Annotated in this window: 13 protein-coding genes; 6 read left to right on the top strand and 7 right to left on the bottom strand. The window is 72.3% G+C overall.

Going from position 1 to position 13,857, the window contains the following annotated elements; all coding sequences use genetic code 11:
- Positions 1-80: 80 nt before the first annotated feature.
- Complete coding sequence (locus tag ACFY9S_RS11855) at positions 81-1,805, top strand: BCCT family transporter (RefSeq protein WP_391126071.1); 1,725 nt, start codon at positions 81-83, stop codon at positions 1,803-1,805.
- 73 nt (positions 1,806-1,878) lie between these two features.
- Here ACFY9S_RS11855 and ACFY9S_RS11850 read toward each other — a convergent pair whose 3' ends face one another.
- Positions 1,879-2,829, bottom strand: a complete 951-nt coding sequence (locus tag ACFY9S_RS11850; protein WP_391126068.1) for an FAD-dependent oxidoreductase — start codon at positions 2,827-2,829, stop codon at positions 1,879-1,881.
- 66 nt (positions 2,830-2,895) lie between these two features.
- Between ACFY9S_RS11850 and ACFY9S_RS11845 the strand changes: the two genes are divergently transcribed.
- Positions 2,896-3,918, top strand: coding sequence for an oxidoreductase (locus ACFY9S_RS11845; protein ID WP_391126065.1), 1,023 nt, complete (start codon positions 2,896-2,898; stop codon positions 3,916-3,918).
- Positions 3,919-3,947: 29 nt separating this feature from the next.
- Positions 3,948-5,588, top strand: a complete 1,641-nt coding sequence (locus tag ACFY9S_RS11840; RefSeq protein ID WP_391126062.1) for an ATP-binding cassette domain-containing protein — start codon at positions 3,948-3,950, stop codon at positions 5,586-5,588.
- On the opposite strand, the gene ACFY9S_RS11835 is transcribed toward ACFY9S_RS11840, so the two are convergent.
- From ACFY9S_RS11835 to ACFY9S_RS11820, 4 genes are all read right to left on the bottom strand, one after another.
- Complete coding sequence (locus ACFY9S_RS11835; protein ID WP_391126059.1) at positions 5,585-6,133, bottom strand: putative glycolipid-binding domain-containing protein; 549 nt, start codon at positions 6,131-6,133, stop codon at positions 5,585-5,587. The two genes, ACFY9S_RS11840 and ACFY9S_RS11835, sit on opposite strands and share 4 nt — an antisense overlap.
- 113 nt (positions 6,134-6,246) lie before the next feature.
- Positions 6,247-8,646 (bottom strand): helix-hairpin-helix domain-containing protein, encoded by a 2,400-nt coding sequence (locus ACFY9S_RS11830; RefSeq protein WP_391126056.1) that lies wholly within the window; start codon positions 8,644-8,646, stop codon positions 6,247-6,249.
- 99 nt (positions 8,647-8,745) lie between these two features.
- Positions 8,746-8,877: an LPFR motif small protein gene (locus ACFY9S_RS11825; RefSeq protein ID WP_252100478.1), complete on the bottom strand. Its 132-nt coding sequence runs from the start codon at positions 8,875-8,877 to the stop codon at positions 8,746-8,748.
- A gap of 66 nt (positions 8,878-8,943) precedes the next feature.
- Positions 8,944-9,819, bottom strand: a complete 876-nt coding sequence (locus tag ACFY9S_RS11820; protein WP_391126053.1) for a hypothetical protein — start codon at positions 9,817-9,819, stop codon at positions 8,944-8,946.
- A gap of 114 nt (positions 9,820-9,933) precedes the next feature.
- On the opposite strand from ACFY9S_RS11820, the gene ACFY9S_RS11815 reads away from it, so the two are divergent.
- Positions 9,934-10,893, top strand: a complete 960-nt coding sequence (locus ACFY9S_RS11815; protein WP_391126051.1) for a DJ-1/PfpI family protein — start codon at positions 9,934-9,936, stop codon at positions 10,891-10,893.
- Between the two features lie 33 nt (positions 10,894-10,926).
- On the top strand, positions 10,927-11,562 hold the full coding sequence (locus ACFY9S_RS11810; protein ID WP_391126048.1) for a DJ-1/PfpI family protein: 636 nt from the start codon (positions 10,927-10,929) through the stop codon (positions 11,560-11,562).
- Here ACFY9S_RS11810 and ACFY9S_RS11805 read toward each other — a convergent pair.
- Complete coding sequence (locus ACFY9S_RS11805) at positions 11,549-12,304, bottom strand: enoyl-CoA hydratase-related protein (protein WP_391126045.1); 756 nt, start codon at positions 12,302-12,304, stop codon at positions 11,549-11,551. The two genes, ACFY9S_RS11810 and ACFY9S_RS11805, sit on opposite strands and share 14 nt — an antisense overlap.
- 219 nt (positions 12,305-12,523) lie before the next feature.
- On the opposite strand from ACFY9S_RS11805, the gene ACFY9S_RS11800 reads away from it, so the two are divergent.
- On the top strand, positions 12,524-13,030 hold the full coding sequence (locus ACFY9S_RS11800) for an ATP-binding protein (RefSeq protein WP_391126607.1): 507 nt from the start codon (positions 12,524-12,526) through the stop codon (positions 13,028-13,030).
- Between the two features lie 24 nt (positions 13,031-13,054).
- Here the strand turns inward: ACFY9S_RS11800 and idi are convergent, their stop codons facing one another.
- Complete coding sequence (gene idi, locus ACFY9S_RS11795) at positions 13,055-13,648, bottom strand: isopentenyl-diphosphate Delta-isomerase (RefSeq protein ID WP_102907292.1); 594 nt, start codon at positions 13,646-13,648, stop codon at positions 13,055-13,057.
- Between the last annotated feature and the right edge of the window lie 209 nt (positions 13,649-13,857).

The following is a 13,857-nucleotide window of genomic DNA, read 5'->3' as shown; positions in this document are numbered from 1 at the left end:
GTGAAATTACGCCACACGTGGTAGCAGCGTTACGGAGGACCTACGTTCTACCCTGCTTTCCCAGATGAAAGGTGCCGCCAGTGACGCAAGAACGACCAAGCGACAAGGACTCCCCCGAGGGACCCGCGCTGCCGGGGTCGGAAGCGGGCCTGCCCGGTCAGGACCGGCCGCAGACCGACCGCATCGTCTTCGGCGTCACGGCGGTGCTCACCCTCGCCTTCGTGGTCTGGGGCGCGGCGGCGACCGACTCGCTCACAGATGTCTCCACCACCATGCTCGGCGGGCTGATGCACAACGGCGGCTGGGCGTTCATGCTCGCCGCCTCCGGCTTCGTCGTCTTCGCCCTCTGGCTCGCGATCAGCCGCTACGGCCGTATCCACCTCGGTACGGAGGGCGAGGAACCCGAGTTCCGCACGGTGTCCTGGGTCGCGATGATGTTCAGCGCGGGCATGGGCATCGGCCTGATGTTCTACGGCGTGAGCGAGCCGCTGTCGCACTACGGCACGCCCCCGCCGGGCACGAACCCGGCCGACTCCGGTGACCGCATGGAGACGGCCATGGCCACCACCCTGTTCCACTGGACGCTCCACCCCTGGGCGATCTACGCGGTGGTCGGCCTCGCCATCGCCTACAGCACCTTCCGCAGGCGGCGCCGGCAGACCATCAGCGCCGTCTTCACCCCGCTGATCGGCAAGAAGAACGCCAACGGCGGCGTCGGCCGGGCCATCGACATCCTCGCGATCATCGCGACCGTCTTCGGCTCCGCCGCCTCCCTGGGGCTCGGCGCGCTCCAGATCGGCTCCGGTGTGCAGGAGCTGAAGTGGATGGACGAGGTGAGCACCGGGCTGCTCGTCACGATCATCGCGGTGCTGACCCTGGCCTTCGTGGCGTCCGCGATCTCCGGTGTGGAGAAGGGCATCCAGTGGCTGTCCAACACGAACATGGTGCTGGCGCTGGTGCTCGCCCTGTTCGTGTTCGTGGCGGGTCCGACCATCATCGTCCTCGACCTGCTGCCCACCTCCGTCTTCGCCTACCTCGGCGACCTGCCCCAGCTGGCCGGTCGCACCGAGGCGAGCGGCGGCGAGGGCGTCCCCGACTGGCTGAGCAGCTGGACGGTCTTCTACTGGGCGTGGTGGATCTCCTGGACGCCGTTCGTGGGCATGTTCATCGCCCGCATCAGCCGCGGCCGCACCATCCGCCAGTTCGTCGGCGGTGTCATCCTCGTGCCCAGCACGGTCAGCCTGGTCTGGTTCGCGATCTTCGGCGGCTCGGCCATGAAGATGCAGGAGGAGGGGCAGCTCGGCAAGGAGGCGACCCCGGAGGGCCAGCTCTTCGGCGTGCTCCAGCAGTTCCCCATCGCCACCGCCACGAGCCTGCTCGTGATGGTCCTCGTCGGCATCTTCTTCGTCTCGGGCGCCGACGCGGCCTCGATCGTCATGGGCACCCTGTCGCAGAAGGGCGCCCTCGAGCCCGGCCGCTTCGTGGTGGTCTTCTGGGGCGTGGTCACCGGTGCGGTGGCCGCGATCATGCTGCTGGTCGGCAGCGGGCAGGGTGACGCGCTGACCGGGCTGCAGAACCTCACGATCCTCGCGGCGGCACCGTTCGTCGTCGTGATGATCTTCATGTGTATCGCCCTGATGCGCGACCTTCGCCGTGACCCGGTGATCGTGCGTGAGCAGATGGGCTCCGAAGCCGTCGAAATGGCCGTCATGGCCGGACACAAGAAGTACGACGGCGAGTTCGAGTTCCGCGTCGGCCCGGGCCGTGGCCCGGACGTGGAGGGCGACCCGATCGGCAAGCACTGATCCGCACGGCGAAGGGCGGCCCGGGTCCGGTGGACCCGGGCCGCCCTTGCGCCCGGGACGGCGCCGCGCGTCCTCAGCCCGCGACCAGCCGCGCCGCTTCCTCCGCACACCCCCAGGCCACGGTGACGCCCGCGCCGCCGTGGCCGTAGTTGTGCACCAGGAGCCGCCCGTCCGGCAGGGCGTCACGCTCCAGCCGGACCGCCGGCCGGGTGGGCCGCAGACCGACCCGGTGCTCCAGCACGCGGGCCCCGGCGACCTGCGGCCTCAGCGCCGCACAGCGCCGGACGATCGCCTCGGCCGTCGCGGGGTCGGGCTCCAGCGACCAGGCGTCCTCCTCGGACGTACCGCCGAGGACGAGCCCGCCCGGCTGCGGGAACAGGTACGTGTGCTCCCCGGCGGCGTCGGTGGTGACCAGCCAGGTGTCGATCCCGGGATTCTCCACGACGACCAGTTGCCCCCGCACGGGCCGCACGGACGGGTCCGGCACCAACTCCCGCGCGGCGAGGCCCGTGCAGTTGACCACGACCGGCGCGTCCACCTCCGCGAACCCGGACACCGCACGCGTCTCGATCGCACCGCCTGCCGCGACGAACCGCTCCCGAAGCCACCGCAGATGGGCCGGCATGTCGATGAGCGGCAGCCGTGCCCACAGACCCGTGCCCGCGTGTTCGCCGGCCGTGGCCGCCCGCAGCCCCGGCACCCGGCCCGCCAGCCACGCGTCGGCCTCGTCGAGGCGGGTCTCGCCCAGTACCCCTTCGACCATGCGTACACCGGCCGGTTCGTCCCGTGCGGCCAGCTCCTCGTACACCTCCAGCGACCGCAGCGCCCACGTCCGCGCCGTCGCGACCGGTTCGATCCGGTACGGCCACCACAGCGCACCCGCAACGGCTGAGGTGGTCGCCTCGACGGCGTCCCGCGTCCACACCCGAACCCGCCGCCCGCGCTCCGCGAGAGCCAGGGCCGTCGTCAGCCCGACCACGCCGCCACCGACCACCACGATCTCGCCACTCGACTCACTCGCCATGCCCGGACCGTAGCGGAATGTGTCATGCCGTGCTCACATCACGCGCAGTGTGGGAATACTCACAGCATGTGTGCCGAGTACGCGACCTTCGGCCTGGCTCCCGCGATGCGGGCCGGGGGAGTCCTCAACGACGGCGGTTACCAGGTCCACCGGGACTTCGTGGACTTCATCGTCGACGGACGCCCGCTGCTGTTCCAGCTCTCCGACCTCGACGCGGTCTCCCCGCTCGCCTCCGACGTCCCTCCCGCGATCTTCACCGCGCAGGTCCGCAGCCTGCTCCTGGAGAGCGAGGCCCCACTGCCCGGCGGCCGTTACGTCGTCTACGGCTGTCCCGAGTGCGAGGACCTGGCCTGCGGAGCCGTCACCGCGGTCATCCGGTGCGACGGTGAGGACTTCATCTGGCGGGACTTCGCCTGGCAGACCGACGAACACGCGGATCTGGAGCTCAACGGATACCACGGCATCGGCCCGTTCCGGTTCCGCGGCGCCGAGTACCGCACGGCTCTGGGCGCCCTGCTGAACGGCTCCGCGCCCGATCCCCGGCGCCGCGTGCTGCTGATCGGCTCCCGCGTCGCCGTCCTCGCCAAGCTCGCCGCGGCCTTGCGCACCATCGGTGTCGGCGCCGACATCGCCCATGACGCCGACGGCGTACCCCCGGACGAACTCCGCGCCTACGGCGCCGTCGCCTTCGGCCACGCCGCCGGCGAGCAGGAACGTGCCGCCGTCCGCCGCGCCTTCGAGCGCGCCGGGGTCCCGGTCGCCCACGTCGACGGCCTCGCCCCGATCGTCCCCCTCCTCGTCGCCCAGATCGAACACGCCCTGGACCGCAGCCCGGCCGACCGGCGCCGCCTCACCGGCCTCACCGCCACCGACGGCGGCGCGGACGTCGAGGTCACCTCCGCCTGCCGTGTCACCCTCACCGCCTACCGCCTCGACCGGCTCTCCCGCACCCACACCCACGAGATCTTCGACGGCGTCCTCGAAACGGGCCGCCATCGCGTCGCCCTCGACGCGAAGACGGTCCGGGGGCGGTCGTTCGTCGTGGCCCGCACCGCCGGAAGCGTCCTGGTGGCGGCCGTGAACCGCTGAGCGGCCCGGCCGTTAAAATCGGCGCTCTGATGACTGCCACCCTCGTCGCCAAGAACCTCGCCGCCGGCCACGGCGACCGCTCCCTGTTCGCCGGACTCGACCTCGTCGTTGCGCCCGGCGACGTGATCGGCCTGGTCGGAGCCAACGGCGCGGGCAAGTCCACCCTGCTCAGGATGCTCGCCGGACTCATCGCGCCCGAGCAGGGCGACCTGCGCCTGTCCCCGCCGGCCGCCACCGTCGGCCACCTCCCGCAGGAGCCGGACCGCCGGCCCGGCGAGACCGTACGGGCGTTCCTGGCCCGCCGCACCGGCGTCGCCGAGGCGCAGCGCACCATGGACGAGGCGACCCAGGCCCTGGTCGACGGGGCGCCCGGCGCCGACGACGCCTACGCCACCAGCCTGGAGCGCTGGCTCGGCCTCGGCGGCGCCGACCTCGACGAACGTGCCGAGGAGGTCACCGACTCCCTCGGCCTCGCGGTCGATCTGGACCAGCCGATGACGTCCCTGTCCGGCGGCCAGGCGGCCCGCGCCGGCCTCGCCTCCCTGCTGCTGTCCCGCTACGACGTCTTCCTCCTCGACGAGCCGACCAACGACCTCGACCTGGACGGCCTGGAGCGCCTCGAACGCTTCGTGAGCGGCCTGCGCGCCGGCACGGTGGTCGTCAGCCACGACCGCGAGTTCCTCACCCGCACCGTCACCAAGGTCCTCGAACTCGACCTCGCCCAGCGGCAGATCAACCTGTTCGGGGGTGGCTACGAGGCCTACCTGGAGGAGCGGGAAGTCGCCCGTCGGCACGCCCGCGACGAGTTCGAGGAGTACGCCGACAAGAGGACCGCCCTCCAGGACCGCGCCCAGACGCAGCGCTCCTGGATGGACAAGGGCGTGAAGAACGCGCGCCGCAAGGCGGGCAACGACAACGACAAGATCGGCCGCAAGTTCCGCAGCGAGGCCAGCGAGAAGCAGGCGGCGAAGGCCCGCCAGACCCAGCGCATGATCGAGCGCCTGGACGTCGTCGAGGAGCCCCGCAAGGAGTGGGATCTGCGCATGGAGATCGCGTCGGCCCCGCGCTCGGGCGCCGTCGTCGCGACCCTGCGGGACGCCGAGGTGCGCCGCGGCGGCTTCGTGCTCGGCCCCGTCTCCCTGCAGATCGACTGGGCGGACCGGGTGGCGGTGACGGGCGCGAACGGCGCCGGCAAGTCCACACTGCTCGGCGCCCTCCTCGGCCGTGTCCCGCTGGACGCCGGGCACGCCGCGCTCGGCTCGGGCGTCCTGCTCGGCGAGGTCGACCAGGCCCGCAAGCTGTTCCACGGCGAGGAGTCCCTGCTCGACGCCTTCCGTACGGCCGTCCCGGACACCGAACCGGTCGAGATCCGCACCCTCCTGGCCAAGTTCGGTCTCAAGTCGGACCACGTCCTGCGCCCCACCGCGAGCCTCTCCCCGGGCGAGCGCACCCGGGCCGCCCTGGCGCTGCTCCAGGGCCGAGGCGTCAACCTCCTGGTCCTCGACGAGCCGACCAACCACCTCGACCTGCCCGCCATCGAGCAGCTGGAGTCCGCCCTCGACGCCTACGAGGGCACCCTCCTGCTGGTCACCCATGACCGCCGCATGCTGGACGCCGTACACGTCACCCGCCGCCTGGAGGTGGCGGACGGCAAGGTGACCGAGCGCTAACCGGACGTCAGACGAGTGGCCAGCCGCGGATAGTCGACGACGTATCCGTCCTCGTCGAACTCCAGGTCGCTGCGGAAGTCGCCGGAGGCGAACCGGACCCGCCCGGGGCCGAGATGCGTGTACGTCTGCCGCGACCCCCGCACCGCCAGGTCCGGCACCGACACCCAGGCCATCAGGAACTCCCGCTCGCCCGGCGCCTGATGGAGCCCGTGCCGCAGTACCGGCATGGTGTTGGTGAGCGGGCACAGGCCCAGGTCGCAGTCGAGGGCGCCGTCGACCTCGGGCAGCGGCTCATCGTTGGCGGTCCATCGGCCCTGACCGTCGTGGAGCAGAACGAGCTCCCGGGTCCCGGCCTCGGCCTCCGCCGTGACAGTCAGCCGCCTGGTCACGAACCCTTGTGCGGTCTGAAGCTCGTACGAGATCCAGTACGGTTCCGGAACGGTACCGACGGCCCGCCCGCGCGCCCGCAGCCGGCCCTCTCCGAGCTGGACCCAGGCGGTCTCGACCCCCTGGCTCCCGGACACTTCCCAGGTGATGGCACGCATGCGGCAACCCTAGAACGGACAGGGCGCGAAGCGCCTCTTTCCCAGGGACGCGGGGAACTGCGCGACCAGCCACAACGGGCCCGCAGCTCCCCACGGCCTTCCCGGCGGGGCAGTCAGCGCTTGCCGCCCTTGGGATCCGTCAGCCCCGCGCGGCGCAGCGCGTCGGCCATCGCGCTGTTGGCAGGCGGCGGTGCCTGACGCGAACCGCCACCGCCCCCACGGCGCCCGGCACCACCGCCCTGCCGCTGCTGCGGCGGACGCCCGCCGCGCTGCCGGCGTTCACCGGGACCGCCGCCCTGCTGCCCCTGCTGGGCCGCCTCGTCCTCCAGGCGCAGCGTCAGCGAGATCCGCTTGCGGGGGATGTCGACGTCGAGCACCTTCACCTTGACGATGTCCCCGGGCTTCACCACGTCCCGCGGGTCCTTCACGAACGTCTTCGACATCGCGGAGACGTGCACCAGGCCGTCCTGGTGGACGCCGATGTCGACGAACGCCCCGAACGCGGCGACGTTCGTCACGACGCCCTCCAGGATCATCCCGGACGACAGGTCGGAGATCTTCTCCACGCCCTCCTTGAAGGCGGCCGTCTTGAAGGCCGGGCGCGGGTCGCGGCCGGGCTTCTCCAGCTCCTTGAGGATGTCCGTGACCGTCGGCAGACCGAACGTCTCGTCCACGAAGTCCTGCGGCCTCAACGAGCGCAGCACCCCGGTGTTGCCCACGAGCGAGGCGACCTCCTGCCCGGTGGTCTTCACCATGCGCCGGACCACCGGGTACGCCTCGGGGTGCACGCTCGACGCGTCCAGCGGGTCGTCACCGCCCCGGATGCGCAGGAAGCCCGCGCACTGTTCGTACGCCTTCGGACCGAGCCGCGTCACCTTCTTCAGCTCACCGCGGGCCTTGAACGGCCCGTTCTGGTCGCGGTGCGCCACGATGTTCTCGGCGAGCCCGGAGGTGATGCCGGAGACCCGGGCGAGCAGCGGGGCCGACGCCGTGTTGACGTCCACGCCCACACCGTTCACACAGTCCTCCACCACGGCGTCCAGCGAACGCGACAGCTTCATCTCGGACAGGTCGTGCTGGTACTGGCCGACGCCGATGGACTTCGGGTCGATCTTCACCAGCTCGGCCAGCGGGTCCTGGAGCCGGCGGGCGATCGACACGGCGCCGCGCAGCGACACGTCCATGTCGGGCAGCTCCTGCGAGGCGAAGGCGGACGCCGAGTACACGGACGCGCCGGCCTCGGACACCATCACCTTCGTGAGCTTCAGCTCCGGGTGCTTGACGATCAGCTCCCCGGCGAGCTTGTCGGTTTCGCGCGACGCCGTGCCGTTGCCGATGGCGACCAGCTCGACCGCGTGCTCCTTCGCGAGCCGGGCCAGCTTGGCGATGGCCTCGTCCCAGCGGTTGGCCGGGACATGCGGGTGGATGACGTCCGTGGCGACGACCTTGCCGGTCGCGTCGACGACGGCGACCTTCACACCCGTACGGAAACCGGGGTCCAGGCCGAGCGTCGCACGCGTGCCCGCCGGGGCGGCGAGCAGCAGATCGCGCAGGTTGGCCGCGAACACCCGCACCGCCTCGTCCTCGGCGGCCGTGCGCAGCCGCAGCCGCAGGTCGATGCCGAGGTGGACGAGGAGGCGGGTGCGCCACGCCCAGCGGACCGTGTCCTTCAGCCACTTGTCGCCGGGGCGCCCCCGGTCGGTGATCCCGAACTTGTGGGCGACGATCCCCTCGTACGAGGAGGGCCCGTCCGTCTGCTCGTCGGGCTCCAGGACGAGGTCGAGGACCTCCTCCTTCTCCCCGCGCAGCATCGCGAGGACGCGGTGCGAGGGGAGCTCGGTGAAGGGCTCGGCGAAGTCGAAGTAGTCGGCGAACTTCGCGCCCGCCTCCTCCTTGCCGTCCCGCACCTTGGCGGCCAGCCGCCCGCGGACCCACATGCGCTCGCGCAGCTCACCGATCAGGTCGGCGTCCTCCGAGAACCGCTCGGTGAGGATCGCCCGGGCGCCGTCGAGGGCGGCCTGCGGATCGGCTACGCCCTTGTCGGCGTCGACGAACGCGGCGGCCGCGGCGAGGGGCTCGACGCCCGGGTCGGCGAGAAGGCCCTCCGCCAGCGGTTCTAGACCGGCCTCGCGGGCGATCTGCGCCTTGGTGCGCCGCTTGGGCTTGTACGGCAGGTAGATGTCCTCCAGGCGCGCCTTCGTCTCGGCGCTCCGGATGCTCGCCTGAAGCTCCTCGGTGAGCTTGCCCTGCTCGCGCACCGACTCCAGGACGGCCGTCCGCCGCTCCTCCAGCTCCCGCAGGTAGCGCAGCCGCTCCTCGAGGGTGCGCAGCTGCGCGTCGTCGAGCATCTCGGTCGCTTCCTTGCGGTAGCGGGCGATGAAGGGCACCGTGGAACCGCCGTCGAGCAGTTCCACGGCGGCCCTGACCTGCCGCTCCCGTACGCCGAGTTCCTCGGCGATCCTGCCTTCGATGGACACTGCGTTGATGGACCCGATGGACCCGGGTGTCGTCACGATCCCGTACCGCCTTCTCCGCTGAGGTTGCGCGGCAATTGTGGCAGGTGTCACGGACACCCGGGGATCAGGGCGGCACCCGGCGGGCCGGGGTTCCGGTCAGGCCCTGCGGCTGCGGGTGGAGGACGAGGCCCCGCCGAAGAGCCGGGCGAGCGCCCGGAAGGGCAGCGTCACGACGGTGGCGATCGCGCCGCCGATCTGGCGCAGCACGTCTGCGATAGCACGGAACACGGAATTCCCCTTTCTCACTCCCGGCCGCGCCGGCCGGTGGAGAGCGGGTACCTCACGGACGCGTCACTATGCGTCACCCTTTCCGACCAGGTCCGCGGGGAACGCCCCGGCCACGAGCGCCGCGTGCGCGAACACCCCGCCCAGCTCGGTCAGCCGGGCCACTCCGTCCGGGCCCAGGTGCTCGTACGGGGCGCGGTCCAGGCGGTCCGTCTCGTGCTCGATGTCCCGCCGCAGCGCGACGCCCTCGTCGGTGAGGTCGCCGGACGCCGCCAGCAGCCCCCGCCCGCGCAGCCGTTCCGTCGCCGCGTCCCACTCCTCCCGGCTCCAGCCACGGGTGGCGCAGACCCACTTCGGGGTCATGCCCTTGCCCGTCGCCGTGTGGGTCACCAGCGCCTCCAGACCGTCAAGACCCGCGGACATCAAGGCGGCCAGGTGCCCGTCGCCCCGGTGCTCGCGCAGCAGGGTCGCCGCGTGCCAGTAGGCGAGGTGCGGCTCCTCGGGGACGGGCAGATCGGCGTGGGCGGCGTACAGCGGACGCGCCTCGCGCGAGCAGGCCTCGGCGGCGCGCAGCGCGAGCCGCGCGGCCTCCGCCATCTCCGCCGATGCCAGGGCCTCCTCGCCGAGCAGGCGGCGCAGCGTCGCGTCGACCGCACGCACCCGTGCCGCCAGGACCTGCCCGGGTGCGGCGTTCTCCCACACCGCCGGCACATGCCGGGCGACGAGCTCGTATTTGTAGTTGTAGAAGGCCGCCGTGACGGCCCCGGCCCCGACCGGTCCGAGGGCGGCGGCCCGCACGGCGAAGTTCACGGCACGCGGGTCGGTGATCCCGACAGCGCCCAGCTCCCGCCCGAGGTCGGGTGAGAAGTAGTGGGTCGCGTGCAGGGAGTTGAGCATGTTGTGGCAGCGTCGGCCGGCGCGCGGCTCCAGGGCGGCAGTCGTCATGCCCGGCAGGTTACCAACCGCTTGGTATGTACTCTACGGCCCGGCGTCCGATGGCAGGAAAGGTGGGGTACTCGTCCTTGCCGCCATACTCCGCTCCCGCGAAGAATCGACGGCATGGTCCAGCGCACGGTTCTCGCCGTCCTCTTCGACGGCCTGCAGAGTCTCGACGTCACCGGGCCCGTGGAGGTCTTCGCGGGCGCGGACCTGCTCTCCCCGGGGGCGTACCGGATCCGCACGGCGTCCGTGGACGGCGCGCCCGTGCGAACCACCAGCGGCCTGACCCTCGTGCCCGACGGATCGCTGGCCACCGCGCCGGACCCGGACATCCTCCTCGTCCCCGGCGGGTCGGGCAGCCTGCGGCCCGACCCGCGTCTGGTGGCCTGGGTGCGCGAGCGGGGCCCGCGTGCCGGCCGCCTGGTCTCCATCTGCACCGGTGCTGCCGTGCTGGCCGCGGCGGGCCTCCTGGACGGCCGCCGCGCCACGACCCACTGGGCGTACTGCGACCGGCTCGCCCGCGAGCACCCGGCCGTCGAGATCGACCCCGACCCCGTCTTCGTGCGCGACGGGCACATCGCCACCTCGGCCGGTGTCACCGCCGGCATCGACCTCGCGCTCGCCCTGGTCGAGGAGGACCTGGGCCGGGACGCCGCCCTCACCATCGCCCGCCACCTGGTGGTGTTCCTGCGCAGGCCCGGCAACCAGGCCCAGTTCAGCGCCCAGCTCGCGGCCCAGACCGCACAGCGCGAGCCCCTCCGGGACGTCCAGCGGTGGATCACCGACCACCCGGAAGCGGACCTCTGCGTCGACACCCTCGCCGCCCGCGCACGCCTCTCGCCCCGCCACTTCGCCCGCGCCTTCCGCGCCGAGACCGGCATGACACCGGGCCGCTACGTGGACCGTGTCCGCCTCGAACACGCCAGGCGCCTGCTGGAGGACACCGCCGGCGGCGTCGAGGAGATCGCCCGCGCCAGCGGCTACGGCACGCCCGAGGCCATGCGCCGGGCCTTCGTCAGGGCACTGGGGACGCCCCCGGCCGAGTACCGCCGCCGCTTCCGCCCCGCCGCCACTTACTGAATCCCGTCCACATCAGCCGACCGGAAGGACCCCATGCAGATCGCCATCGCCCTCTACGACCGCTTCACCGCCCTCGACGCCGTCGGACCCTACGAGACCCTCGGCCAGGTCCCGGGCGCGGAGACCGTCTTCGTCGCCGAGCAGGCCGGCCCCGTCCGCAACGACTCGGGGAACCTCGCGCTCATCGCCGACCGGGCCCTGGCCGACGTACCGCGCCCCGACGTCATCGTGGTCCCCGGCGGCCCCGGCCCGCTCCCGCTGGCGGCGGACGGGCCCCTGCTCACCTGGCTGCGCACGGCCGACGCCACCAGCACCTGGACGACGTCCGTGTGCACCGGCTCCCTGCTGCTGGCCGCCGCCGGACTGCTCGAGGGCCGCCGGGCGACGTCCCACTGGCTGGCCCTGGAGGAGCTGAAGCGCCACGGGGCCGAGCCGACGGGGGAGCGGGTCGTCACCGACGGCAAGTACGTCACCGCGGCCGGCGTCTCCGCCGGCATCGACATGGGACTGACGCTCCTCGGCCGGATCGCCGGCGACGACCACGCCCGGATCATCCAGCTCGCCACCGAGTACGACCCGCAGCCGCCCTACGACGCCGGATCGCCCGAGAAGGCCCCCGCGCACCTCGTCGAACTGCTCCGGTCGCACGCCGGCCTCATCCTGACGTAGGCACACTCCAGCCGAACCGCGGCTGCCGGCGCTCCAGGAACGCGGCGACCCCCTCGGCGGTGTCGCCGCTCGCGCGCGCCTGCCCGGCCCAGTGCGCGTCCCGGTCCGTACGCCCGTCCGCGAACTCCTTGGCCGCCGCCTGGGTCAGCTGTGAACGCGCAACCAGGACACGGGTGAACTCGGCGACCCGCTTGCCGAGTTCACCCTCGGGAAGCACCTCGTCGACGAGCCCGGTGCGCAACGCCCGCTCCGCCTCGATCAGCTCGCCGGAGAACAGCAGGTACTTGGCGGTGGCCGGCCCCACCAGGGACACCAGCCGCCGGGTCGAGGAGGCCGGGTAGACGATGCCGAGCTTCGCGGGCGTCACCCCGAACAGCGCCCCCTCCTCGGCGAACCGCAGATCGCAGGCCGCCGCCAGCTGCGACCCGCCGCCCACGCAGTGCCCCCGGATGGCGGCGAGTGTCGGCTTCGGGAACGCGGCCAGCGCCTCCTCGGCCCGCACGGCCAGCCCCTGCGCCTCCTCGGGCGAGCCACGCAGCGTCGAGATGTCGGCCCCGGCGCAGAACGTGCCGCCCTCACCGGTCAGCACCAGCGCCCGTACGGCCGGATCCGCGGCGAGCTCCTCCAGCAGGACGGGAAGCGAGCGCCACATCGAGGCCGTCATGGCGTTGCGCTTCTCGGGATGGCGTATGACGACCGTCGCGACCGACTCGGTCACGCGGTGCTCCAGCTGCGGCTCCATGCGCCGGATGCTATCCGGATGCCAAACCCGTACAACCCGAATAGTTCGCCGAGACGGCACAACAGGGACAGGACCAGTCCCACAACTGACCGTGTCATACGCCAACGGTCAGAAGCGCTCGATATCTGCTGACTTGTGTTCAGTGTCGGGGTGCGAGGCGCATCGTTACCAACACTTCGGGGTGTGGCGACAATCGAGCGCGAGGGTGGCGACCGGACGATGGACGACGACGGGCGTGGGTTCGGCCCGCGCCCAGAGGGTGGCGCGGCGCCCCTCGGCCCCGCGCCCGCGGATCCGTTGCCGTACGAGGGGGTCTGGAGGTTCACCGCACCGGCGGTCGAGGCCTCGGTCCCCCAGGCACGGCACGCCGTACGGGACCTGCTGCTTCGTCAGGGCGTACCGGTCTCGGACGACCTGGCCCAGGGACTGCTGCTGATCGTCTCGGAGCTGGTGACGAACGCCGTGAAGCACGCGGCGGTGCTGTCGCCGACCATCGCCGTCGAGCTGGCCGTCGGCGCCGAGTGGCTCCGGGTGTCCGTGGAGGACAACCACCCGTACCGGCCCACCGCCCTGGAGACCGACCACGGCCGGACCGGGGGGCGCGGCCTGCTCCTCGTGCGCGAGGTCACCCGGGAGGCGGGCGGCGTGTGCGAGGTCGAGTACACCGCGAGCGGCGGCAAGGTGATCTGGGCCGCCCTGCCGCTCAAACCCGCGCGCTTCGCCTGAGGCCCCGCTCCGGCAGGGCCCGGGTCACCAGCCGGCCGACGGGCCCGTCAGCTCCCTGATCGCCGGCCGGGCCGCGTCCAGGACGGTCATGAACCAGGACGAGAAGGTGTCCTTGGCGTGCCGCTCCGCCAGCTCCGGCGGGGTCACGAACACCGTCGACGCCACCTCCTCCGCGTCCGGCCGCACCACGGCCTGCACCATGCCGACGAAGAGGTGGTTGTACTCCTGCTCCACCAGACCGGACTCCGGGTCCGGGTGGTTGTAGCGGACCGTGCCCGCCTCGGCCAGCAGGGACGGGGAGGCACCGAGCTCCTCGAACGTGCGCCGCGCAGCCGCCGCGAAGGGGGCCTCGCCGGGGTAGGGGTGGCCGCAGCAGGTGTTGGACCACACACCGGGGGAGTGGTACTTGCCCAGTGCGCGCTGCTGGAGCAGCAGCCGGCCGTACTCGTCGAAGAGGAACACCGAGAACGCGCGGTGCAGCTGTCCGGGCGGCTGGTGGGCGGCGAGCTTCTCCGCGGTGCCGATCGTCACGCCGTCCTCGTCGACCAGTTCCAGCAAAATCGCGTCCGCGGTGCCGTTCGACGGGCTGTGCGTCGCGGTGGCAGGTGTGATCGGCATACCCATCCTTCACATCGGTCTTCGCGCCCCAAGTCTGCCGTACGAATCCGGCACTCCCGGCACTTCGCGGCACGCCCGCATGTCCCGCGCGGCGGCGCGGACCGCGGTCGGCACCGGTCCGACGCCGGGAAAGGGACCCGGTAGGTGATCGTGCCCGGCCGGGCAGGCGGAAAATCGTCCATGGCGGAGCTGCGGGGCTCAGGACGCGC

Source organism: Streptomyces sp. NPDC012474 (assembly GCF_042955185.1).
In the GTDB taxonomy this organism is placed as follows: domain Bacteria; phylum Actinomycetota; class Actinomycetes; order Streptomycetales; family Streptomycetaceae; genus Streptomyces; species Streptomyces cahuitamycinicus.
Note: the sequence above shows the minus strand (reverse complement) of the source record. Positions and strands in the feature narration are given on the sequence as shown.

Coding starts and splice junctions, on each gene's coding strand:
- idi (WP_102907292.1), bottom strand. CDS start 13,648: ATGCCGATCACACCTGCCACCGCGACGCACAGCCCGTCGAACGGCACC.
- ACFY9S_RS11840 (WP_391126062.1), top strand. CDS start 3,948: ATGACTGCCACCCTCGTCGCCAAGAACCTCGCCGCCGGCCACGGCGAC.
- ACFY9S_RS11835 (WP_391126059.1), bottom strand. CDS start 6,133: ATGCGTGCCATCACCTGGGAAGTGTCCGGGAGCCAGGGGGTCGAGACC.
- ACFY9S_RS11815 (WP_391126051.1), top strand. CDS start 9,934: ATGGTCCAGCGCACGGTTCTCGCCGTCCTCTTCGACGGCCTGCAGAGT.
- ACFY9S_RS11805 (WP_391126045.1), bottom strand. CDS start 12,304: ATGGAGCCGCAGCTGGAGCACCGCGTGACCGAGTCGGTCGCGACGGTC.
- ACFY9S_RS11820 (WP_391126053.1), bottom strand. CDS start 9,819: ATGACGACTGCCGCCCTGGAGCCGCGCGCCGGCCGACGCTGCCACAAC.
- ACFY9S_RS11850 (WP_391126068.1), bottom strand. CDS start 2,829: ATGGCGAGTGAGTCGAGTGGCGAGATCGTGGTGGTCGGTGGCGGCGTG.
- ACFY9S_RS11800 (WP_391126607.1), top strand. CDS start 12,524: ATGGACGACGACGGGCGTGGGTTCGGCCCGCGCCCAGAGGGTGGCGCG.
- ACFY9S_RS11845 (WP_391126065.1), top strand. CDS start 2,896: ATGTGTGCCGAGTACGCGACCTTCGGCCTGGCTCCCGCGATGCGGGCC.
- ACFY9S_RS11810 (WP_391126048.1), top strand. CDS start 10,927: ATGCAGATCGCCATCGCCCTCTACGACCGCTTCACCGCCCTCGACGCC.